20 protein-coding genes and 1 pseudogene are annotated in these 21,872 nt (G+C 52.5%); 12 read left to right on the top strand and 9 right to left on the bottom strand.

The features are described 5' to 3' along the window. A pseudogene (locus tag D5066_RS13765) lies at positions 1–827 on the top strand (hypothetical protein); the annotation flags it as partial. Then, positions 828–1,505, top strand: a complete 678-nt coding sequence (locus tag D5066_RS13760; protein ID WP_119916273.1) for a phage baseplate protein — start codon at positions 828–830, stop codon at positions 1,503–1,505. A gap of 33 nt (positions 1,506–1,538) precedes the next feature. Here the strand turns inward: D5066_RS13760 and D5066_RS13755 are convergent, their stop codons facing one another. Both D5066_RS13755 and D5066_RS13750 read right to left on the bottom strand, forming a co-directional pair. Continuing rightward, positions 1,539–2,210: an EAL domain-containing protein gene (locus D5066_RS13755; RefSeq protein ID WP_119916272.1), complete on the bottom strand. Its 672-nt coding sequence runs from the start codon at positions 2,208–2,210 to the stop codon at positions 1,539–1,541. A 280-nt stretch (positions 2,211–2,490) separates the two neighbouring features. Continuing rightward, positions 2,491–3,741 carry a tyrosine-type recombinase/integrase gene (locus D5066_RS13750; protein WP_119916271.1) on the bottom strand — a complete coding sequence of 417 codons (1,251 nt, stop codon included), beginning with the start codon at positions 3,739–3,741 and terminating at the stop codon, positions 2,491–2,493. A 636-nt stretch (positions 3,742–4,377) separates the two neighbouring features. Here D5066_RS13750 and D5066_RS13745 point away from each other — a divergent pair. Further along, complete coding sequence (locus tag D5066_RS13745) at positions 4,378–4,920, top strand: type IV secretion protein Rhs (protein ID WP_119916270.1); 543 nt, start codon at positions 4,378–4,380, stop codon at positions 4,918–4,920. A gap of 2 nt (positions 4,921–4,922) precedes the next feature. Further along, complete coding sequence (locus tag D5066_RS13740) at positions 4,923–5,279, top strand: putative T6SS immunity periplasmic lipoprotein (RefSeq protein ID WP_025912428.1); 357 nt, start codon at positions 4,923–4,925, stop codon at positions 5,277–5,279. 163 nt (positions 5,280–5,442) lie between these two features. Here D5066_RS13740 and D5066_RS13735 read toward each other — a convergent pair whose 3' ends face one another. From D5066_RS13735 to D5066_RS13715, 5 genes are all read right to left on the bottom strand, one after another. Continuing rightward, positions 5,443–6,513: an ABC transporter ATP-binding protein gene (locus tag D5066_RS13735; RefSeq protein WP_119916269.1), complete on the bottom strand. Its 1,071-nt coding sequence runs from the start codon at positions 6,511–6,513 to the stop codon at positions 5,443–5,445. Next, the gene (locus D5066_RS13730; protein WP_080330079.1) at positions 6,506–8,275 is read right to left on the bottom strand and encodes an ABC transporter permease; all 1,770 of its coding nucleotides are present in this window, start codon (positions 8,273–8,275) and stop codon (positions 6,506–6,508) included. The genes D5066_RS13735 and D5066_RS13730 overlap by 8 nt, the downstream gene beginning before the upstream one ends. Before the next feature lie 79 nt (positions 8,276–8,354). Next, positions 8,355–9,443 (bottom strand): ABC transporter substrate-binding protein, encoded by a 1,089-nt coding sequence (locus tag D5066_RS13725; RefSeq protein ID WP_080330080.1) that lies wholly within the window; start codon positions 9,441–9,443, stop codon positions 8,355–8,357. A 168-nt stretch (positions 9,444–9,611) separates the two neighbouring features. Beyond that, positions 9,612–10,307, bottom strand: coding sequence for a response regulator (locus D5066_RS13720; protein WP_119916268.1), 696 nt, complete (start codon positions 10,305–10,307; stop codon positions 9,612–9,614). After that, the gene (locus D5066_RS13715; protein WP_119916267.1) at positions 10,291–11,931 is read right to left on the bottom strand and encodes an ATP-binding protein; all 1,641 of its coding nucleotides are present in this window, start codon (positions 11,929–11,931) and stop codon (positions 10,291–10,293) included. The genes D5066_RS13720 and D5066_RS13715 overlap by 17 nt, the downstream gene beginning before the upstream one ends. A 178-nt stretch (positions 11,932–12,109) precedes the next feature. On the opposite strand from D5066_RS13715, the gene yjdI reads away from it, so the two are divergent. Both yjdI and D5066_RS13705 read left to right on the top strand, forming a co-directional pair. After that, positions 12,110–12,340, top strand: coding sequence for a 4Fe-4S mono-cluster protein YjdI (gene yjdI, locus D5066_RS13710; protein ID WP_014071635.1), 231 nt, complete (start codon positions 12,110–12,112; stop codon positions 12,338–12,340). 10 nt (positions 12,341–12,350) lie between these two features. After that, positions 12,351–12,623 carry a GNAT family N-acetyltransferase gene (locus D5066_RS13705; protein WP_014071634.1) on the top strand — a complete coding sequence of 91 codons (273 nt, stop codon included), beginning with the start codon at positions 12,351–12,353 and terminating at the stop codon, positions 12,621–12,623. Positions 12,624–12,659: 36 nt separating this feature from the next. Here D5066_RS13705 and D5066_RS13700 read toward each other — a convergent pair whose 3' ends face one another. Both D5066_RS13700 and D5066_RS13695 read right to left on the bottom strand, forming a co-directional pair. Then, positions 12,660–13,889 carry an amino acid permease gene (locus tag D5066_RS13700; protein WP_119916266.1) on the bottom strand — a complete coding sequence of 410 codons (1,230 nt, stop codon included), beginning with the start codon at positions 13,887–13,889 and terminating at the stop codon, positions 12,660–12,662. A gap of 119 nt (positions 13,890–14,008) precedes the next feature. Then, the gene (locus D5066_RS13695; protein WP_020687112.1) at positions 14,009–14,470 is read right to left on the bottom strand and encodes a multidrug/biocide efflux PACE transporter; all 462 of its coding nucleotides are present in this window, start codon (positions 14,468–14,470) and stop codon (positions 14,009–14,011) included. A gap of 105 nt (positions 14,471–14,575) precedes the next feature. Here D5066_RS13695 and D5066_RS13690 point away from each other — a divergent pair, with 105 nt between their 5' ends. The 6 genes from D5066_RS13690 to wzz(fepE) all read left to right on the top strand — a co-directional run bounded on the left by D5066_RS13690 (position 14,576) and on the right by wzz(fepE) (position 21,847). Continuing rightward, entirely contained in the window at positions 14,576–15,442 is an 867-nt protein-coding gene (locus tag D5066_RS13690) for a LysR family transcriptional regulator (RefSeq protein WP_119916265.1), read from the top strand. A 93-nt stretch (positions 15,443–15,535) separates the two neighbouring features. Continuing rightward, positions 15,536–16,714 carry an acetyl-CoA C-acetyltransferase gene (locus D5066_RS13685; protein ID WP_119916264.1) on the top strand — a complete coding sequence of 393 codons (1,179 nt, stop codon included), beginning with the start codon at positions 15,536–15,538 and terminating at the stop codon, positions 16,712–16,714. 235 nt (positions 16,715–16,949) lie between these two features. Further along, a complete protein-coding gene (kduI, locus tag D5066_RS13680) occupies positions 16,950–17,786 on the top strand; it encodes a 5-dehydro-4-deoxy-D-glucuronate isomerase (protein ID WP_119916263.1) in 837 nt (278 codons plus the stop codon). A gap of 63 nt (positions 17,787–17,849) precedes the next feature. Beyond that, the gene (kduD, locus tag D5066_RS13675) at positions 17,850–18,611 is read left to right on the top strand and encodes a 2-dehydro-3-deoxy-D-gluconate 5-dehydrogenase KduD (RefSeq protein WP_116341857.1); all 762 of its coding nucleotides are present in this window, start codon (positions 17,850–17,852) and stop codon (positions 18,609–18,611) included. Between the two features lie 312 nt (positions 18,612–18,923). Beyond that, complete coding sequence (araE, locus tag D5066_RS13670; RefSeq protein ID WP_080330088.1) at positions 18,924–20,339, top strand: arabinose-proton symporter AraE; 1,416 nt, start codon at positions 18,924–18,926, stop codon at positions 20,337–20,339. A 383-nt stretch (positions 20,340–20,722) separates the two neighbouring features. Then, positions 20,723–21,847 (top strand): LPS O-antigen length regulator Wzz(fepE), encoded by a 1,125-nt coding sequence (wzz(fepE), locus tag D5066_RS13665; RefSeq protein WP_119916262.1) that lies wholly within the window; start codon positions 20,723–20,725, stop codon positions 21,845–21,847. The last annotated feature ends 25 nt before the right edge of the window (positions 21,848–21,872 follow it).

The following is a 21,872-nucleotide window of genomic DNA, read 5'->3' as shown; positions in this document are numbered from 1 at the left end:
TCCTTCATAACCTGGAAGACCTTGCAGACGATTTAGGCTTGTATCACAAGGCATTTTCTAATCAAGGTAAGGCACTCACTGATCAGGTGGACGTACTCAAGCGTAACGGGCAGTGGTTGAACCAGGAACAGCAAGATCAGCTTGTTGCATACCGTAAGTTTAATCAGGAAATGGACATTCTCAACGATAGCCAGAAGTTGGCCTTCTTCGAAGGTTTCATGGAGTCTCTCGACCCTGCGACGGTTAAAGAGTTTAAGGAAGCGATGCAAGACGCTTTACCCTTTTTCAAGGGGATCGGGCGGGCGGCGGGGGATGCTGCCGTAGGATTGCTGAAACTCACTAACTGGATCACAGGCAAGCTAAACCTTCTGAACGGTGACAACACCTCTAAAGAAGCGGTGAGCCAGCATTACGGCACTACGTCAGCACCTGCACAGCCAGGAAGTAACCCTGTGGCTAACACTTACGGAGCCAGCCAGCCTAAAGCAGACGGTCATGAGCCTAATGTATTCGACACAATGCGTGAATGGTGGAACGGGACAAGCGACGCTAAGGACGTGAGCAGCTACGCGCAGAGCACCAACGGAGATTACTCTCCTGTTTCAATGTTGAAACAGAGTGCAGCAGCGCCAGCTAAGCCAGCCAATGCACCGATCATGCAGCCTGTAGTGTTGCAGAATCAGCTACCGGAAGGGCTTATCCATCTAACTATTTCTCCTGATCCGACATTCGGAAACATGCTGAATGCTACCGTTGATCAGCGTATCAATGATAACAATCAGCGTATGGTGCTTGCTGTTTCATCTGGACAAGGGACGGGAGGCTAAATGGCAACACCTGGAAGTCTAACAATCGGGGGCAGCGATGCCTCCCGTATCAATTCAACCTCGAATAGTAATAATAGCAGTGCTACCCGCATCAAAGGTGAAAACGGATTCACCATCCTTGCATCTGTATATAATTCGTCCTCAGATAGCTATATTCAGAACTATCAGGCGATAGTGTTTGATGCCGTGACGGATACGGGAATACGCAGACAGGCTGATATTACCAGCTATCCCGTTGAGAGCGGGGCAGAGGTGAGCGATCACGTTCAGATTAAGAATAATACATTCAAGCTATCGGGGATTATTTCCGAAACTCCGGTGAGGCTGGAAAAGGATTTGTTATACAGCGCTGGTGTGAATGGCACTCGTATCAGTCAAGCTATCGAATACCTCGATAAGATGTTTGACAGTCGCCAGCCCATCACATTAGTGACAGAGCACAAAGTGTACGATAATGTTATTCTCTCCGGTATTTCCTACGATTATAAATCTGAATACGCGATGCAATTCGATCTTGAATTTGAACAGATCAGGCTTGTCAGTAAAGCTACAGTTAATGTGATTGCAAATAAAACGCAGGGAAATAAATCTGTAGGCGGTACGGTGAAACAGAAGGTGGTGAACAATGCACCTAAGAAAACTGAATCTGACACTGTTACGACGGAGTTTAAAAAATGAGGGGCTTATGCCCCTTTTTTGATGGTTTCAACACTAAAGCAATGAATCCACATTTTTAAAAGGGACAGATTTAAAAAGATAGCCCTGTAATCCCCAAATTCCCACCTCACGCAGTAACCCCATATGATCTCTATTCTCAATCCCTTCAATAATAATTTTGTCGCAGTGTTTTTTGATTGATGCAATCAACGGGTTGAAGGTTGGTTTCTGCACCTGTTCATTAAAGAAGCAGCGATCTACCTTTACAACCTCAAAGTATCCTTCGATCAAACTAACTACATTCGCGTTTCCTGCGCCAAGGTCATCGAGCCATAGCCCATTTACACCCTGGCTCAGCGATTTTAATAAGGGACTTTTCAATCCCTTATCCAAACCAGGGAAATGCTCAGAAAGTTTAAGTTTGACGAATGGCATAGATTCAAATGCTTTTATCAATGTTTGATCGTGCCGAACGAGAAAAGCCATTTGTTGATCAATGTTTAGTGTGCAAAAAAGTTTATTTCGTTCGAACCACTTTTGTTTGCTGGAAATGATACCGCATTGTTCGTATAGAAAGAGCCGCTTCCTATCTAAATCCCAAGATGAAATAACAAAGTCAGGATGACAAGGACGGCCATCATTGGAAATGAAACGAGTTAAAAGTTCAACGCCCATTAATCTCTCGTCAACATTCATTATTGGTTCTGCAATATAAATGTGTTCCATACTAATTGCCCATTTTAGTTATGTACTGATTATCATCTAAAAAATACTATTTATCAATAAAAACGATCAATAATTTCTTTTTGATCGTTGTAATCTATTAATTTTTGGTGGTTGATTTTTTTAAAAGTTGTTTGAGTAAATAAATTCTGTCATCCTTTTTTATCTTTTATTTATTATTTATCAATTGGTTGGTTGTTTTTTTTTGTGAGAGCTAAGCTCGCAGGTATGAGCAAGGTGAATAGCAGCGCATCAAAAAAATAATTTGACATTAGTTATAAATTTATGCATGGGGAGCTTGCTCCTCTTTGTTTAATTCTGGGAAAGTGATCTCTGGATAGGCCACCATTTCCACATAGTCGGATAGCTCTTTCATGGAACACCCCGCGCTGTAGGTTTTGAATGCTTCTGTGGCAGCGGCTTGGGAAGAGTGTCCCGTGATGTAGCCGATCCGTTGTTCGGGTACTCCGGCACGGTCGAGACACGTGATAAAATGCCCCCTCAAACTGTGAAAGCACTGACGGTCTGTAGCCATAGGCACTACGCGACGCCGTAAGCGGGTGAATGCCTGGGAATAGAATGGCCCTTTCTTACCGTCTTTGCGTTCAATCTTGTTAGCCTGTGGTAACAGGTAATCTCCAGTGTTCAAACTCAGATAATAATCCACCATGCCGATCAGAAAAGCATGGATAGGTATGTGTCTAATCCCTGCCTTCGTCTTGGATTTGCTAATGTAGAATGTCCGTATCCCTTCCACTATAACGATCTCTTCTTTCTTCAAGCTGGCTATTTCGTCCAGCCTTGCACCAGAGAACAAACCGATCAGAATAACTGCTCGTAGCTCTTCGTCTGCTTCGTTGAGTAGTGTAGATAGCTGATGCCATTCAAACGGCTGATAGCTTTCAATTGTGCGCCGCGCTTCAAGGTTGTGACCATGAAACGGATTTAGGGGCGCTATAGCGTCATAGCGACGTTTGGCGAACTCGTAGAGGCTACCTAACGATGTAAGCCAGTTTTGCACTGTCTGGGGCGCTACATCGCGTTTCTGCTGCTCTTCTATGAAGTCTGTAACTAATCGGCGTCCAATCTGATCCAGGCTGATATCAACTTTCCCAATACTCTGGAGAAACACCTCAACGGCTCGCGCCGATTTGCTCAGTGTGGAGAATGATCTCCGATCCTTGTAGGCAGTAGCGTATTCATCTCGTAAGAAGCACAGGTGAGGAATCGAACTGGCTCGTTCTTCAATCAATGGTTTATTCTTGTTCTTCCTGATTTGAGAGTGCAGGGAAGTGATCGCAAGCTGAATACGCTTATCCTCAGTATCAGGCTTGAACTGTTCTTTAAGGTTGTTCCACTCTACCAGCATGTGGTTACGGAAGTGACGCGCCTTGTAGATATCTCTTGTCCCTGTACTTTTCCGATACAGGCGCTTCCCGCCGAACATGTGACGCATATAAGACGGGATGTAGATTTGAAACTGCCATACACCGTCCGGTGAAAGATAAAGATACTCCTGGCCCTTGATTGTCATGAGACTGATCCTCTAAAATCTCGCAATCAAGTATCAATAATAGTTACTATGTTGATTCGATGATCGTCGCGTTGCGGAAATTATGAAACAGAGTTTCGATTCCCTTCGCCCGCTCCAGAATTTCCGCTTGTAAACAAGTCTTTAAAGCCTTCTCTATCAGGAACTCAAATAGTTATCTATTTTTTGTAACCTAAGGGTTCTGCTATTGTGATCCGCCCTTGGTAACTGTCACGCTAAGTTACATGGTGAGATGACCGTATAACTCAGCGTTGGCGGCAGTTGCATCCTCACACCTCGATAGCAAAACGTGAAGAAAAAGCCCATCCAGGCATCATTATGTCACCGACAGATTGATCACATGCATTAAAGCCCGATGTGCGGCCTTATGAGCCACGTAAACAGGTTTATGGTACATAACGATATGTAGGCTCTTTCAGCGTTTCAACCACGCTCCCGCAAGGGTATACGGTTATCCTGATAAGGTGTGATCCCTCTGACAATCTGATGAAGTCACTACGCTCCGCTTGTTGCTCTATCACCAACGGGACTTTATGGCGTCTATTGTCCTAAATCTGTTAGTTGCTCGTTTTATGCTCCCTGGATACCCTGATATAAATCATACAAGGAGGACAGTTTATGAGTGCACAGACAGAGGAAGGAACATTACGCCGGATGACGTTAGGCGAGATTGCTATGGCTCGTAAGGTGTTCTGTGATTCGATAGTTTATAGCCGTGTCTGGATTCATTGCGACAGTTATTTACCATTCGGACTACAAAAACAAAACTACGCGATGACTCCAAACGGAGAGTTATGGTACAGAAAGTCGATGTACAGAGAAGACTTTTCCGCAAACTCGGTTTTCATCGAAGATAAATATGTTTTCATCCATGAACTGGGGCATGTCTGGCAACACCAACACGGGCAATGGGTGAGAATGCGGGGAGCTTTTAGCTGGGCTGCTGAATATACATACAGGCTGGATAAAGAAAAACTTACTGATTACTCTCTTGAACAGCAAGCCTCTATTTTAGCAGATTACTGGTTACTGCTGGTTTATGGGATCAGTAAGTGGTCTTACTATCAGAGACCAGGGCGCATGGGAATGTACAGGGGCGTAGATTTGTTGCAGGATGTCCCTTCGCTTTACCAGAAAATCATAACAGGGAAGGGGCGTTAAACATGAAGAACAAAATGTTGCTGGGTGTTGTATTCATCTTAACGGGATGCCCTGGGCCTGGTGATCGAATGGTAGATCGTGAATCTACAACGGCATTAATCAAAGATAATCAAGTTTGTGTGGTGTCACCACTGGAGCCACAGGAACGGATTACTGCTATCCAAATCAACAGCGATAATAGCGACTCTCTTCACAAGATTTTTGATGACAAGCCCGTGTATGTTCAAAAAGGTGGGTGTCTTCCTGTGTTCGGATTTAAGTTTGCACCTGGAGAGCGGTATAACTTCGCGTATGACGTCCAATCGGGTAAATCAGAATCGCATTTAGTCACTGCTGAATTTTCTTATCCCAAAGAATAAGGGGACAAACCGCCCCTGAATTACCCCGGGTTTAACAAAGACCTCAAAGTCATTTATAGACTTATTCCGCCTCGGCAGACGATCCTGCCCTAAAAATGAGGATCTTTGGTACGCTGTTCCTGTTTTCTAACGTAAAAGGCTGCATTACGCAGCCTTTTAAAATTCACCCTTTCGGAAACACCCAAACATGCTTCTCCGGCAGCGAAAGGTGGCAGTGCTGCGGATCCCGCACCTCATGCCCATACGCACGAATGACAAAATCATCCCCCACCGTGCGGAACAGGTACTCCCATCGGTCGCCGAGATACATGCTGGTGAGCAGCGGCAGCTCAAGCTGATTTTCTCCGGGCCCCTCAACCACCGCCACGCGTTCGACGCGGATCACCGCCGTAGCGTCATCACCGCTCTGCACCCCTTCAGCGGCCTGACCCCACAGCATCCAGCCTTTTCCTTCGATGCGCGCTCTGCCGTCGCGCACTTCGCTGACCTTGCCGTGCAGACGGTTGTTGCTGCCCATAAACTCGGCGGTAAACAGCGTTTTCGGCGAGCCGTACATCTCCTGCGGCGTGCCCTGTTGCTCAATTTTGCCGTTGTTAAGCAGCAGGATGCGGTCGGATATGGACATCGCTTCGTTCTGGTCGTGCGTCACCATCAGCGCGGATAACCCGAGCTTGATAATCAGCTCGCGCAGGAACACGCGGGCCTCTTCGCGCAGCTTGGCGTCGAGATTAGAGAGCGGCTCGTCCAGCAAAATCACCGGTGGGTTGTACACCAGCGCCCGGCCAATCGCCACGCGCTGCTGTTGCCCGCCGGAGAGCTGGTGCGGGTGACGTTTACCAAGATGGCCCAGACCCAGCTGGTCCAGCACGTCCTGCACGCGCTGCTGGATCTCTTTGGCCGGAACTTTGCGCAGCTTGAGCGGATAGGCCACGTTTTCAAACACGGTTTTGTGCGGCCACAGGGCATAGGACTGGAACACCAGCCCCAGGTTACGCTCTTCCGCCGGGATCTCACTGCGCGGCGTGCCGTCGTAAACTTTATTGCTGCCAATGACAATCGATCCCTGCGTCGGTTTTTCCAGACCCGCGACGGCACGCAGCAGGGTGGTTTTACCGCTGCCGGAGGGGCCTAACAGGGAGACCACTTCGCCGCGCTTCAGGTTCATGGAGACACCTTTTAAAACAGGATTGTCGCCGTAGGTTAAGTGCAGATCGTCAACCGCTAATTCAATCATGTATTTTCACTCCGAAACGAAGGGCAATGCCCAGCCCTACCACGACCAGCAGGATATTAATGAAAGAGAGCGCCGCCACGATATCAATGGCGCCCGCGGCCCAGAGGGAAACCAGCATTGAGCCGATGGTCTCCGTGCCGGGGGAAAGCAGGTACACACCCGTTGAGTATTCGCGTTCAAAGATCAGGAACATCAGCAGCCACGAACCGATAAGACCGTAGCGGGAGAGCGGAATGGTCACATGGCGGGTGATCTGCCCGCGCGTCGCCCCGGTGCTGCGCGCCGCCTCTTCAAGCTCCGGCCCCACCTGCAGCAGCGTGGAAGAGATAAGCCTCAGCCCGTAAGCCATCCACACCACGGTATAGGCCAGCCAGACGCTGAAAATGGTGCTGCGCAGCGAGCGCAGCCAGACGATGACGTTCTCGCGCATCCAGTCGGTCCAGGCGAACCCGGAAAGCCAGCCGGATTTCAGCGAGTTGTCCAGCCACATCGGCAGGAACAGGAACACCCACAGGAACGCCAGACCGGCAAGCAGGCCAGGCACGGCGCGCGGCACCAGCACGCTGTAGTCCAGGAAGCGCGTGGTGTTATCCGGTTTGCGGTGCATCGCTATCCCGACGAACAGGTAGCACGCCACGGCCAGCGCGCCGCCAATCACCCCAATTGCCATGGAGTTGACGATGGCGCGCAGCAGGTTGGGCTGTGCCCAGATGGTGCGGAAAGTGCTCAGCGAAAGCTCATCCCACAGCGAAACGCCGACGCCCCAGTTGGAGATAAACGCGCGCAGCACCACGCCGAGCAGCGGCACGCCGATGGTGACGGTGAGCCAGAAGGCAACCACCGCCCCGGCAACCCAGCGCCACTTGCCCAGCGGTAACGCGCGAGCCTGTGAGGCTTTCCCTTTCATCGTGACGAAGCGGTTGGCGGTGCGCATCAGACGGCGCTGGAGCATCACCAGCGGGATGGTGATGCAGATCAGCACCACGGCAACCGCCGCCATCAGGTGATAGGAAGGCGTGCCGAGTTTGTTCGTCAGCTGATACAGGTAGGTTGCCAGCACCATGTTGCCTTCCGGATCGCCGAGCACCAGCATCAGGCCAAACACTTCCAGCCCGAGGAAGAACAGCAGCACGATGGCGTACAGGATCGATGGCCGCACCATCGGCAGGCTGACAGAGGTCATCACCTGCAGCGGGGAGGCACCCGCAACGCGCGCGGCTTCTTCCACATCAGAGCCGACGCTGCGCAGCGCGGATGAAATATAGAGATAGGCATGCGGCACGTGCGTCAGTCCAGCAATGACCACGATGCTCGACATGTCATAGATGTTCCACGGCACAAAGCCGATCAGCGCCTGCGCCCACAGGGAGAGAAAGCCCACCGGACCGGCTGCCACCACATAGCCAAAGCCGAGCACCATCGGCGATACGAAAATCGGGACCAGGATCAGCGGTTCAATCAGGCGGCGACCGGGCAGGTCGGTGCGAACCATCAGAAACGCCAGCACGCCACCCAGCGGAATGGCGATGATGACCAGCCCGAAGGCGAGAATAAAGCCGCTTCTCAGGGCCTTATAGAAATCAGGGTCAGTGAAGATAAAGCCAAATGATTCAAGGCTCCACTCTTTTGCCGGAGAAAAGAATGGAGCGGACAGGAAGCTCTGTATCACGATAAACGACAGCGGCGTGTAGATAACCAGAGCGGTTATCAGCACGACGATGCCGCGCGGCAGGCTTTGCCACTTTCTGCGTAATGTATTCATGGGGTATCCCTGGTGTTGCAGCCCAGCAAAACGAACTCAGTCGATAGGGAGCGCGACGGCGTGCGCCGCGCCCGAACGCTTATTTAGCGGCGGCTGCACGCCACTCTTTGATGTACTCCAGACGTTTTTTCGGCTGCAGATACTCCAGCAGCGTTTCATCAACCGGGATCGGCTTCAGCGCGTTACCGAGTATTTTGGTCAGGCCGTCGATATCATTTTTGCCTTCGATATCGTTACGGATGGAAGGAATATCCGCCTGATTGGCCAGAATGCTTTGCCCTTTTTCAGACAGCACATAGTCCAGCCACAGTTTTGCCGCATTGCTGTTTTGCGCCTGCTGGCTGATGAACGACACGCGGGAGAGCACCAGCGTGTAATCTTTCGGATACGAGATGCCGAGCGAAGGATCGTTCTTCGCACGCGCTTCTGCATAGGATCCAAGGATGTTAAAGCCGATCAGGTTTTCACCGGAGGAGACCCTCTCCATCATGGTGCCTGTTGATGACTGTACCGCTAAGCCGCCTTTGGCGACGTCGGCCAGGGTTTTAAAGTAGTTTGGATCGGCCTTGTGATCCTGCACGGAAAGCATAAAGCCAAGACCCGATTTTTCGATGTCGTAGGTGGTGACTTTGCTCTTGAATTTGTCCGTCTGGCTGGCAATCAGCTTCGCCAGCGCGGCGTGAGAATCCGGCACGTCGCCAGCCGGGATCAGGCGCTTGTTATAGATAAAAACCACTGGTTCATAGGTAGTGCCGTACGCCTTATCTTTCCAGACTGCCCATTTCGGCAGCTGACTTTGCTCCGGCGATTTGTACTCCATGGCGTAATCGGTGGCGAGCTTCAGCCCGGTGTCCATAGAGGAGCTCCAGACCACATCGCCGCTACCACCACCGGAGGCCTGCTCGCTGATAAAACGGTTGTACAGCTCGGTGCTGTTCATGTCGTTGTATTCAACTTTGATGCCCGGGTAGGTTTTTTCGAAGCCCGCAATCAGCGGCCCGGCGGCTTTGGTGTCGGTGGTAGAGTAAATAACCACCTTGCCCTCTTTCGTTGCGGCATCAACAACTTTTTGATACTCAGCAGGATACCCCTGCGGCAGGGCAGACAGTGCAGAAGCAGAGAACAGGACGGTAGCGGTAATCAGAGAAATTCGGAACGTGTTCGACATTATAGTTAACCTTTTAGTTACATTTGAGGAACTAATTGTCAACATAGCGCATGGTGCTGCACCCACAATAGGGGGAAGCAGGCAATGATTCCGAAGTGTGACTGTCGCCGTCGTTTCAGCAATTAACACCATAAAATCCGCGAACGTTAGCTAACGAACGGTTTCGGATCACGGTTTATCGTCGACTTTGCGGTATAGCCGCCGTGGGTGACCGATATTGCCATACAGCATTTCGACGCTGATTAACCCACTTTCAACGCAGTATTCCAGGTAGCGACGCCCCGTGGTTTTGCTGATCCCCACGTTCTCCACCACCTCTTCCACCGACATCGCGCTGTCGGGATGTTCGGCAAACAGACGCTTGATCCGTTCCAGCGTTTGGGGCTCAATCCCCTTCGTAGACGGCGTAACCGAAGACTCCGCAGCGGGCAGGTTAAACAGGCGATCCAGCGCGTGCTGGTCGACAACCTTCACCTGCTGCACGGTGTGGACGAAGCGCATAAACCGCTCCAGCGAGGCGTGCAGGCGCTGGAAAAAGACGGGCTTGATCAGGTAGTCAAACGCGCCGCTGCGCATGGCATGGCTGCAGGTCTGCATATCGCTGGCGGCGGTGATGAAGATCACCGAGCATTCATAGCTTTTCAGCAGCGGGTTGTCGATTAACTCCACGCCTTTACCGTCCGGGAGATAGTTATCCAGCAGGATCAGACGCGGCTGATGCTCGCGAATCAGGCTGCACGCCTGGGCAATCGACGCGGCGATGCCCACTACGCGCAAATGGAAATTCTGCTCGATATACTCGCGATGCAGTTCCGCCAGATGCGGTTCATCTTCAACTATCACAACGTCAAGTGGTCGGGTCATGCTGTTGTCCATTGGGAATAAACACAGAAAAAATGGTGCCCTGTGGCGTGTTGTCGGCGAGCTCTATGCTGCCGCCCGCCTTCCTGATATAGCCTGCCACCAGAAACAGGCCAATGCCGTGCTCGGTACCCACAATGTCGTTCTCACTTTCCGGTTTGCTGCTGAAACCCTGGCGGAAAATGTGTGGCTTCACCGCCTCATCTACACCGCAGCCTCTGTCTGCCACCTCTATCAACAATTCCTGATTGCGGTCAGAAATGTAAACTTCCACCGGCGCGTGAACGGACGCCTTCAGCGTGGCATCCACGGCGTTATCCAGCAGGTTACCGATCACGGACATCAGCTCCGTTTCGTTGATGGCGGCGGGCATGCGGGTGAGCTGACAGGCCGGGTCAAACTGCAGTTCAATACCTTTTTCGCGCGCGCTGACGTATTTTCCTAACAGCAGCCCGCACAGGGCCGGAGAGGAAAAATGGGCCGAAACGAAGTCCAGCACGCGCTGCGCGCCTTCTGACTGGACCTGGATGTAACGAATTGCCTCGTCATAGTGCTTCATCTGCAGCAACCCCACCAGCGTCGCGGTCCAGTTCAGCTGTTCGTGGCGCATAATGCGCAGGTTGTCCGCATAGCGCTTGATCTGGCTCAGCTGGCTGCTGAGGGTGTTAATGTCGTTTTTGTCGCGAAAGCTGTATACCCATCCGCTTTCAACGCCGGGCTCGACCTCAATCGCCACGCGGTTAACGATGACCTCTCGCTGGTTAAGTACTGCAATCTGATCGTGGCGGCCAGCGCTTACCGAGGCGTAGCGCTGGGATAAAAATCCCGGCGACGTCTGCAAAACCTCTTCCAGCGGTTTGCCGATAAGTTCTTTTTCACTTTGATGAATATCCAGCATCTCCCTGGCTGCCCGGTTAATTAAAATCAGCTGCTTCTCTTCATTGACGGCAAATACCCCTTCATACATGGCTTCTAATAGCGCACGTTGCTGCAAAACCAGCTGAGCGATATCTTTCGGCTCAAGGCGGAACATCTGCTTTTTAAGATTGCGGGTAAACAGCCAGGAGAAAATAAACAGCAACAGCAGAAGGGCAATACCGTACAGTCCAGCCTGCCAGAGAATGTGGGCGTTAATATTGGCGATATACGAGGTTAGATAGCCGACCGAGACGATGCCAATCACCTGATGCTGCGCATTAAAGATTGGCGCTTTACTGCGCAGCGACACCCCAATCCCGCCCTGACGCACGGAAATAATGGTTTTGCCTTTTAACACCTCCGCATTATCCCCCCCGATCATCGGTAAATTAATGCGCTCCGGTGATTCCGAATGATAAAGGTGCTGTTCCCGGGTATCGCCAATCACAATATAGCTGGCATCGCTTTCGGCACGCAGCGGCTGTATTAAGCGGGCGATACCGGGAATATCTCTGGCTGCCACCCTTTCTGCCAGACCCGGTATCAGGGCGATTTCACTGGCCTGAACCCGGGCGCGCTGGCCCAAATCGTGATGAAGCTGTCGGTCAATAAAATGAAACAGGATCGTTCCCAGCAGAACTAACAGCAGGCAGGAGAAGCACACCAGCGCTAAAAACAGCTTTACCTGAAAAGAGAGTCTGCGTTTCATTCAATCCGCGGTAGCCATGCAGTAGGAAGACATTTTCGGAGCGTGACATGCAGCACTGGGGGACGCAATCTGGCGAGAAAAGAGTTGTGACCTGGCTTTTCGTTTTCGGCGTTATAGCTATCAGGATCCCGTAAGGCTATGCTTCATTCATTACGATAATAATTACAGAGGCAATGTCATGGATAAAGAACTACTGGATGCGGGTTACCGGGCCTATACCGGCGAGAAAATTGACGTCTACTTCAACACCGGGATCTGCAAACATTCAGGTAACTGCGTGCGTGGGAGCGCAAAGCTGTTTAATCTGAAACGTAAGCCGTGGATTATTCCTGACGAAGTCGACGTGGAAACGGTTATACGCGTGATTGATACCTGCCCGAGCGGTGCGCTGAAGTACCGCCAAAAATAAGCGAGGAACCATGGATATTCTGGAAGGCCATAACAAGTTTTACGTGAACGATGCTGACGGAAATCAGGTCGCGGAGATTGTCTTCGTGCCGACCGGCGAGCACCTGAGCATTATCGAGCATACCGATGTCGATCCGAGCCTGAAGGGGCAGGGCGTTGGCAAACAGCTGGTGGCGAAAGTGGTGGAAAAGATGCGCGGTGAGAACCGTAAAATTATTCCGCTGTGCCCGTTTGCGAAACATGAGTTTGATAATACGCGCGAGTATGACGATATTCGGGCGTAAATCACGCGCCCGGCAGCTCGCCGGGCACGAGCTCGTTTAACCGACGAACATCACCGACACGCACAGCACGCCGACGATCAGCGTCAGCAGGCTGCCAATCGAGCGATATGGCTTCAGCGATGGGATCAGATACGTCGATAGCGTCGGCATGATAAACAGGATCATGGCGATAAGCGGGCCGCTGATGGCGTAAATCATCGAGATGGCGTTCGGGTTAATGCAGCAGACCGCAAAGGTGATTAACGACACCCCCATTATGGAAATCGCGCGGTTAAAGGCGCGGCTCTTTTTAATCCCCACCTGATTCAGCGACGACTTTACGATCTCCGTCGCCCCTTCAATCACCCCAAAATAGGTGCCGAGGAACGATTTCGACATCGCAATAATCGCCACGATAATCCCGGAAATGCCCAGCCAGGCGGGAGAAGAGGGCATCATCGACAGCGCTGACAGGATCGTTACCCCTTGCTCTTTGGCGGCCACAATATAGGACGGCGGGATAGAGAGCAGGCAGCTGAAGACAAAGAACAACACGCTCAGGCAGATAATCATGTACGCCACCTTCATGATTTTCTTGCATTTATCCATGGCGGCGTCAGCAAACTTCTCACGACGGTCAACGGCAAATGTTGAGATAATCGGGGTATGGCTGAAGGCAAACACCATCACCGGGATTGAAATCCAAATCTGATGTACGGTATGGCTATCGAACGCCATCTGGCTGGTGAGCAACGCGGGCTGCCAGCTGCCGGTCAGATAGAGCGAGACAAACAGGAAATAGGCAATCAGCGGAAACACCAGGAAGCCCATCACTTTTATGGTGATATGCCGTCCCATCAGGAAAATCAGATTCAGCACCAGCACCACGCCAAAACTGACCAGCACGCGAACGGCGGTATCCACCGTCAGGTGTTTTGCCAGCTGCTCCGTGAGCGAGTTGGTAATGGCCACCGCATAAATCTGCACCACCACGAAGAAGGCGATGAAATAGAGCGTGGTGATCAGATTGCCAATCTTTTTACCGTAGTAGTGGGAGACGGCCCCGGTGATCCCTTCATTACCTTTTGTTTTTGAAGATAGAATAAATTGCGCCAGCGCGCGGTGCGGCCAGTAGGTTAGCGGATAGGCCACAAGGGCGGTAATAAACAGGACAATAGCGCCTGCGGAGCCCAGCTGAATGGGCAAGAACAGCGTTCCTGCGCCCACGGCCGTGCCATAGAGAGCGAAACTCCAGAGAGTCTCATCTTTTGACCAAATTTTCGACATTAGAGCAACGTTTCAACTAACAAACCATCAGAATGGCGTGCAATTTACCATAGTTATGCCCGGAGAGCGCAGTTGCTTCGACGGAGTTTGGCCGGAACAGACGTCCGGCCAGTGGGGGATTAGCCTGCCAGAGCGCGTCGTTGCTGGCGACGCTTAAGAAATTTTTCGCGCAGGGTATCGTACGCCCAGTTATAGAACATGGTGTACGGCAGGAAGAACAGGAAGAAACCTATTTCCAGCGTGAATGCCTGCAGCAGCGTGACGCCCAGTACGGCGGCAACAATCGACACGCCAATCACAATAAACCCGCATTCGAATCCCAGGGCGTGCAGCGCGCGTACCTTCGCCGTGCGTTTGACCCGCTGGACAGGCCAGAAACGGTCGAAACCGAAGTTATAGATAATGTTCCACAGCATGGCGGTGGTGGCCAGGATAATGGTCAACCCGCCCATCTCCACCACGGAGCGCTGCATCAGCCACGCCGCCGTAGGGGCGAGGATCGCCGTGGCAATCCCTTCAAAACAGACAGCATGAAAGATCCGCTCCGGCAGTTTACGTTGGAGTGCATCCTGGTGTTGCATAGTTGTAGACCTCATTAATTCGCCGGTATGGGCGTTGATGTGGCCTATTTTTATCGCTAAAGCTGATATATTAAAGATGGTATCCATCGTAAAATTAGATAGATTATGCGCTATTCACCTGAAGCCCTAAATGCGTTTGTTGAGACCGTCGCGGCGGGCTCTTTTTCGGCGGCCGCGCGTCGGCTGCGTAAAAGCCAGTCGACGATCAGCACGTCTATTGCCAATCTTGAAGCCGATCTCGGCTTCGAGCTGTTTGACCGCTCGGCGCGCCAGCCGGTGTTAACGGCCCAGGGGGAACAGGTGCTGGGCTACGTGCAGGCCATCCTCGCCGCCAGCGCGCGCCTTGATGAGCTGGCGGTGTCGTTAACGGCGAAAACGGAGGCGCGTCTGACATTTGTGCTCTCAGATACCCTCAACCCGGACGTGCTGGAAGATATGATGAAGCAGTTTGACGCCCGCTTTCCCCACACGGAATTTGAATGTCTGATTGGCGAGGAAGAGGACGTGATCGATCTGCTGCAAAAGGAGCGCGCGCAGGTGGGGCTGACGGAAGCGCGAGACGGTTATCCCACCGATATTGGCGCCACCCGGTTGCCGATGCAGACCCGAATGGCAATATACGTCGCGACCACGCATCCGTTAGCCGGACAACATGAAGTGCAGAGCGACGAGCTGCACGGCTGGCGGGAGCTGAGACTTAGCACCTACCTTGAGCGCGAGGCGGAGATCGCGCGCGGGCCCGTCTGGTCAGCGCCGAACTACCTGTTACTGCTGAGTATGGCCGTCCAGGGGTTCGGCTGGTGCGTGCTGCCGTGCGCGCTGGTGGATGAATTTGCTGCTGCGAAATCGCTGGTACAGCTCAATGTTCCCGGCTGGCCACGGGCGATCGGCATCGATCTGCTGTGGAACAAACGATCCCCACCCGGCGTGGCCGGAAGCTGGCTGCGGCAGTATCTGCAGGATGCGCGCTAATCCTTGTGATTAAACTCACTATTTTTAAACAATTAAGATAATTGCCAGTAACAATCCTCTACTATCGTCATGTCATTTAACACAGAGGTCGTGATGAAAGATGTCGTAATAGTGGGTGCGTTACGTACGGCTATCGGCTGTTTTCAGGGAGCGCTTGCGCGTCACTCGGCGGTAGACCTGGGCAGCGTGGTGGTTAAAGCGCTGGTGGAACGCAGCGGGATCGCCGCCTATGAAGTTGATGAGGTGATCCTGGGACAGGTGCTTACGGCCGGAGCCGGGCAAAACCCTGCGCGCCAGGCGGCGCTGAAGGGCGGGCTGCCCAATACCGTCTCCGCCATTACCATTAACGACGTCTGTGGATCGGGATTAAAAGCGCTGCATCTGGCGACGCAGGCCATTCAGTGCGGTGAAGCGGATGTGGTCATTGCTGGTGGACAAGAGAATATGAGCCGCGCGCCGCACGTTCTGACCGACAGCCGCACCGGCGCGCAGCTGGGCAACAGCCAGCTGCTCGACAGCCTGGTGCATGACGGGCTGTGGGATGCGTTCAATGATTATCATATGGGCGTGACGGCAGAGAACCTGGCGCGCGAGTACGGCATTAGCCGTGAATTGCAGGACGCGTATGCGCTAAGCTCACAGCAAAAAGCGCGTGCCGCAATTGATTCCGGTCGTTTTCGCGACGAGATTGTCCCGGTCAGCACGTCACGTCAGAACGGCGAGGCGTTCGTCGTCGATACCGATGAACAGCCGCGCACGGATGCCAGCGCGGAAGGCCTGGCGAGACTGAATCCCGCGTTTGAAACGCAGGGCTCGGTCACGGCGGGCAATGCCTCGTCCATTAACGACGGCGCGGCAGCCGTAATGATGATGAGCGAAAGCAAAGCCCTTGAGCTCGATCTCCCCGTGCTGGCCCGCATTAAGGCCTTTGCCAGCGTGGGCGTAGACCCCGCTTTGATGGGGATTGCGCCGGTCTATGCGACTCGCCGCTGCCTGGAACGCGCAGGGTGGCAGCTTTCGGATGTGGATCTGATTGAAGTGAACGAAGCCTTTGCCGCACAGGCGATTTCGGTCGGCAAAATGCTGGAGTGGGATCCGCTGCGGGTCAACGTAAACGGCGGGGCGATTGCGCTGGGGCATCCCATCGGCGCATCCGGCTGCCGAATCCTGGTTTCACTGGTCCACGAAATGAAAAAGCGCAATGCGCGCAAAGGGATCGCTACCCTCTGTATAGGCGGCGGACAGGGCGTGGCGCTCGCCATCGAACGCTAATCTCTCCTCACTGAAGAAACCTCCTCCGGGAGGTTTTTTTTATCGTGTTCTTTTCTCCATTGGCAGTAATCGTGATCCGCGCGTCATTTCTGTTATAAACAAAAATAAAAAATGAAACGTTGTTTTAATTGCAATTGAAAACCCTATTTTATGCCGCTAGTATGTGCTCATCATAAAACGAAACGTCGTTTCGTTTAATTTCTGCCTTCGGGCATGACCACATCTGGAGGTTACCGTGGACGTCAGACAAAGCATCCACAGCGCGCACGCCAAAACGCTGGATACTCAGGGGCTGCGCAGCGAGTTTTTAGTTGAGCAGGTGTTCGAAGCCGATAAGTACACCATGGTCTACAGCCACATCGACCGTATTATCGTGGGCGGCATTATGCCGGTGGCGAAAACCGTCTCCGTGGGCGGTGAAGTGGGCAAGCAGCTGGGCGTGAGCTACTTCCTGGAGCGTCGTGAGCTGGGCGTGATTAATATCGGCGGGCCGGGCACGATTACCGTGGACGGCCAGTGCTATGAGATTGGTCACCGCGACGCGCTGTACATCGGCAAAGGGGCGAAGGAGGTGGTCTTTGCCAGTATTGACGGCGGTAAGCCAGCGAAGTTTTACTATAACTGCTCCCCGGCTCATACCAGCTATCCCACTAAAAAAGTGACGCCTGCGGACGTTGCACCGGTGACCCTGGGCGACAATCTCACCAGCAACCGACGCACCATCAACAAATACTTCGTTCCGGATGTGCTGGAAACCTGCCAGCTCAGCATGGGGCTGACCGAGCTTGCGCCGGGCAACCTGTGGAACACCATGCCGTGCCATACCCACGAACGCCGCATGGAAGTTTACTTCTACTTCAACATGGACGAAGACGCCTGCGTGTTCCACATGATGGGACAGCCTCAGGAAACCCGCCATATCGTCATGCATAACGAGCAGGCGGTGATTTCACCCAGCTGGTCCATTCACTCCGGCGTGGGGACGAAAGCCTATACCTTCATCTGGGGGATGGTCGGAGAAAACCAGGTCTTTGATGACATGGACCACGTCGCGGTTAAGGATCTGCGCTAGTCGCGGGCAGTTAAGCATACATCTGCCTGTTGCTGACAGGCGCTGAAAGAGTAAGGAACAAACATGATTCTGGATGCATTTTCTCTGCAAGGTAAAGTGGCTGTAGTTTCCGGTTGTGATACCGGGCTGGGGCAGGGTATGGCGTTAGGCCTGGCGGAAGCGGGCTGTGATATCGTCGGGATTAACATCGTTGAGCCTACGGAAACCATCGAGCGCGTGACCGCGCTGGGCCGTCGTTTTTTGAGCCTGACCGCTGACCTGCGTAAAATCGACGCCATTCCGGACCTGCTGGATCGCGCCGTAGCGGAATTTGGCCATATCGACATTCTGGTCAACAACGCGGGGCTGATCCGTCGTGAAGACGCGATTAATTTCAGCGAGACCGACTGGGACGATGTAATGAACCTGAACATCAAGAGCGTGTTCTTTATGTCCCAGGCGGCGGCGAAGCACTTCATCGCCCAGGGGAAAGGCGGCAAGATCATTAATATCGCATCGATGCTCTCCTTCCAGGGCGGTATCCGCGTGCCGTCTTACACCGCGTCAAAAAGCGCGGTGATGGGTGTAACCCGACTGCTGGCGAACGAATGGGCGCAGCACAACATCAACGTCAACGCGATTGCGCCGGGCTACATGGCCACCAACAACACCCAGCAGCTGCGTGCGGATGAGGAGCGCAGTGCGGCGATCCTTGAGCGTATCCCGGCGGGCCGCTGGGGGCTGCCGAGCGATCTGATGGGGCCGGTGGTGTTCCTCGCTTCCCCTGCATCGGATTACATAAACGGCTACACCGTTGCCGTAGACGGCGGCTGGCTGGCACGCTAATTCGGCTTGCGTGAAGAACCTCTGCCCCCGGGTGGAGGTTTTTTTTGTTTAAAAATTGCCATTATCCATATCCTTAAAGATGAAAAATCCATACTAAAAAGTCATGGATGACGAATATCACATATTTATTGCTTAAAAATTAGATGATTAATAAAAAATGAGGATAAGTCCCCCCGATTTGAAATTGTAATGTCCATCACAGTTCTGTATGTCGTAGCGAAAAAATCCATATCTTCACCAGTTCCGACCTGACACTTTCTTCCGGTATCTCGTAATTTCACTTAACGATTTTGCTGTTGAGGCAGGAAAAAAATGACATCTATCAATGACTCTACCCTGATGCCCGCTGCGCTGCGTGATACCCGACGCATGAACCAGTTTGTTTCCATCGCGGCAGCCGTGGCCGGTTTGCTATTCGGTCTGGATATTGGCGTTATCGCCGGGGCGCTGCCGTTTATTACCGATCACTTTACGCTGAGTAGCCGCCTGCAGGAGTGGGTGGTGAGCAGCATGATGCTCGGCGCGGCCATTGGCGCGCTGTTTAACGGCTGGCTTTCATTCCGCCTTGGCCGTAAATACAGCCTGATGGTCGGGGCGATTTTGTTTGTTGCCGGGTCCATTGGCTCGGCGTTTGCCACCAATGTTGAAGTGCTGCTGCTCTCCCGCGTGCTGCTGGGCGTGGCGGTGGGGATTGCCTCCTACACGGCACCGCTGTACCTCTCCGAAATGGCGAGCGAGAACGTGCGCGGGAAGATGATCAGCATGTACCAGCTGATGGTGACGCTCGGCATCGTGCTGGCGTTCCTGTCCGATACGTACTTCAGCTACAGCGGCAACTGGCGCGCGATGCTGGGCGTACTGGCGCTACCTGCGCTGGTGCTCATCGTATTAGTGATTTTCCTGCCCAACAGCCCGCGCTGGCTGGCGCAAAAAGGGCGTCACGTGGAGGCGGAAGAGGTGTTGCGCATGCTGCGCGACACGTCTGAGAAAGCGCGTGAAGAGCTGAACGAGATCCGCGAAAGCCTGAAGCTGAAGCAGGGCGGCTGGTCGCTGTTTAAGGCCAACCGCAACGTTCGCCGCGCGGTGTTCCTCGGTATGTTGCTGCAGGCGATGCAGCAGTTCACCGGGATGAACATCATCATGTATTACGCGCCGCGCATCTTCAAAATGGCCGGTTTTACCACCACCGAACAGCAGATGATCGCTACGCTGGTGGTGGGGCTCACCTTTATGTTCGCCACCTTTATTGCGGTATTCACTGTCGATAAAGCCGGACGTAAACCGGCGCTGAAGATTGGCTTTAGCGTGATGGCGCTCGGCACGCTGATCCTCGGCTACTGCCTGATGCAGTTTGATAACGGCACGGCGTCCAGCGGCCTCTCCTGGCTCTCCGTGGGCATGACCATGATGTGTATCGCCGGATATGCCATGAGCGCCGCGCCGGTGGTGTGGATCCTGTGCTCTGAAATTCAGCCGCTCAAATGCCGCGATTTTGGTATCACCTGTTCTACCACCACCAACTGGGTGTCGAATATGATCATCGGCGCCACCTTCCTGACGCTGCTTGATGCAATTGGCGCGGCAGGCACCTTCTGGCTATACACGGCGCTGAACGTGGCGTTTATTGGCGTGACATTCTGGCTGATTCCAGAAACCAAAGGCGTGACGCTGGAGCATATTGAACGCAAGCTGATGAGCGGCGAGAAACTGCGTAATATCGGCGTGTAAGGTTAATGCCCGGTGGCGTGCGCTTACCGGGCCTGGAAATTCATGTAAGCCGGGTCAGGCGCAGCCGCCACCCGGCTTTTTGTTAGCACAAGACATCCACCTGATAATGGAAATGTGATCGAAGTCGAAATAGTGTTTCGATAAAAGAAGGAAATTTCCCTTCTGGCGCTATTTCAGACAATCAAACCATGCCGAAAGAAAAAGACGTAAGAAAAGTCCATGATTAATAAAAATATTAACGTAAAAAAGAGAAAACTACTCACTTTGATAGCAAGCCCATAGACAGTTTATTCTTGCGTTCAGATTATTCTTAGATTCTTGTATCATTGTCCCATTCTAACCACCAGGCAGAAACTCACTGCACTCTCAACATAAGAATGGCTATGTCAGCAATGGATATCAAAAAGAACACGGATTTCAATTTTCCCTCCTATGCCACCCCAGCTGTAAATTCTAAAGAGATCGACCTTCTGGGTCTGTTAGATGTGTTGCTTGCCGCCAAAAAACGCATCGTCACCATCATCTTTATTTTTGCGCTGGCAGGGCTGGCAATTGCGCTTTTATTACCACAAAAGTGGACCAGTAAAGCGGTGATCACCCCGGCGGAACAGACCCAGTGGAACCCGCTGCGCCAGATGATGGTTGCGCTGCAGGTTCTTGATGTGAAGGTGCCGGTTTCGCGTCCGGAAGTCTTTGACCTGTTTATTAAAAAATTCCAGTCGCAGTCATTACTCGAAGCGTACATGACCTCTTCCCCTTACGTGATGTCCCAGCTTAAAGATATTGAGGTGGACCCGCTTGAGCTGCACCGTGCGGTCGTCAATATTTCAGAGAGAATGAAAGCAGTGAATAACGCGCAGGGAAAAGATGCGGATAAAGCACCTTACCTCTCCTGGACGCTCAGCTTCACGGCACCGAAAGCCAGTGATGCGCAAACGGTACTGGAAGGGTACATCGGTTATATCGCTGCTCTTGTTGAACAAGAGACGATGCAAAATATCCGCAACCAGATCGCCCTGAAAACGAATGAGGTTGAACAACAGCTGGCGCTTGACCGGGTTCGTCTGACCACTATCCACAATACCAATCTGCAGCGGCTGAATTATTCGCTGGAAGTGGCGAATGCGGCAGGCATTAAGAAGCCTGTTTATAGCAACGGACAGGCGGTAAAAGACGATCCGGATTACTCCGTCGCGCTCGGGGCGGACGGTATCGCGGAAAAGCTAAAGATTGAAAAAAATCTCAAGGACGTGACGGAGCTGAATGCAGACTTTCAGAACCGTGAATACCACCTGGCGCAGCTGAAAAAACTCTCTGTTAAAGACGTTAAGCTTGAACCGTTCCGGTATCAGCTTTCCCCCTCCATGCCGGTGAAGAAAGACGGACCGGGCAAAGGCATGATTGTTATTCTGGCGGCGATCCTTGGTGGCCTGTTTGCCTGCGGCAGCGTGCTACTGCGTGAGGCCATGCTCAGCCGTAATCCACTGCCAGAAGCGATGACGGAATAAATTCTGCAAACATGAAAAGGCGCTT

The sequence above is a fragment of the Enterobacter chuandaensis genome, from assembly GCF_003594915.1.
GTDB classification, from domain to species: Bacteria; Pseudomonadota; Gammaproteobacteria; order Enterobacterales; family Enterobacteriaceae; genus Enterobacter; species Enterobacter chuandaensis.
The sequence above is the reverse complement of the archived record's forward strand: the minus strand, read 5'-3'. Positions and strand labels throughout refer to the sequence as shown.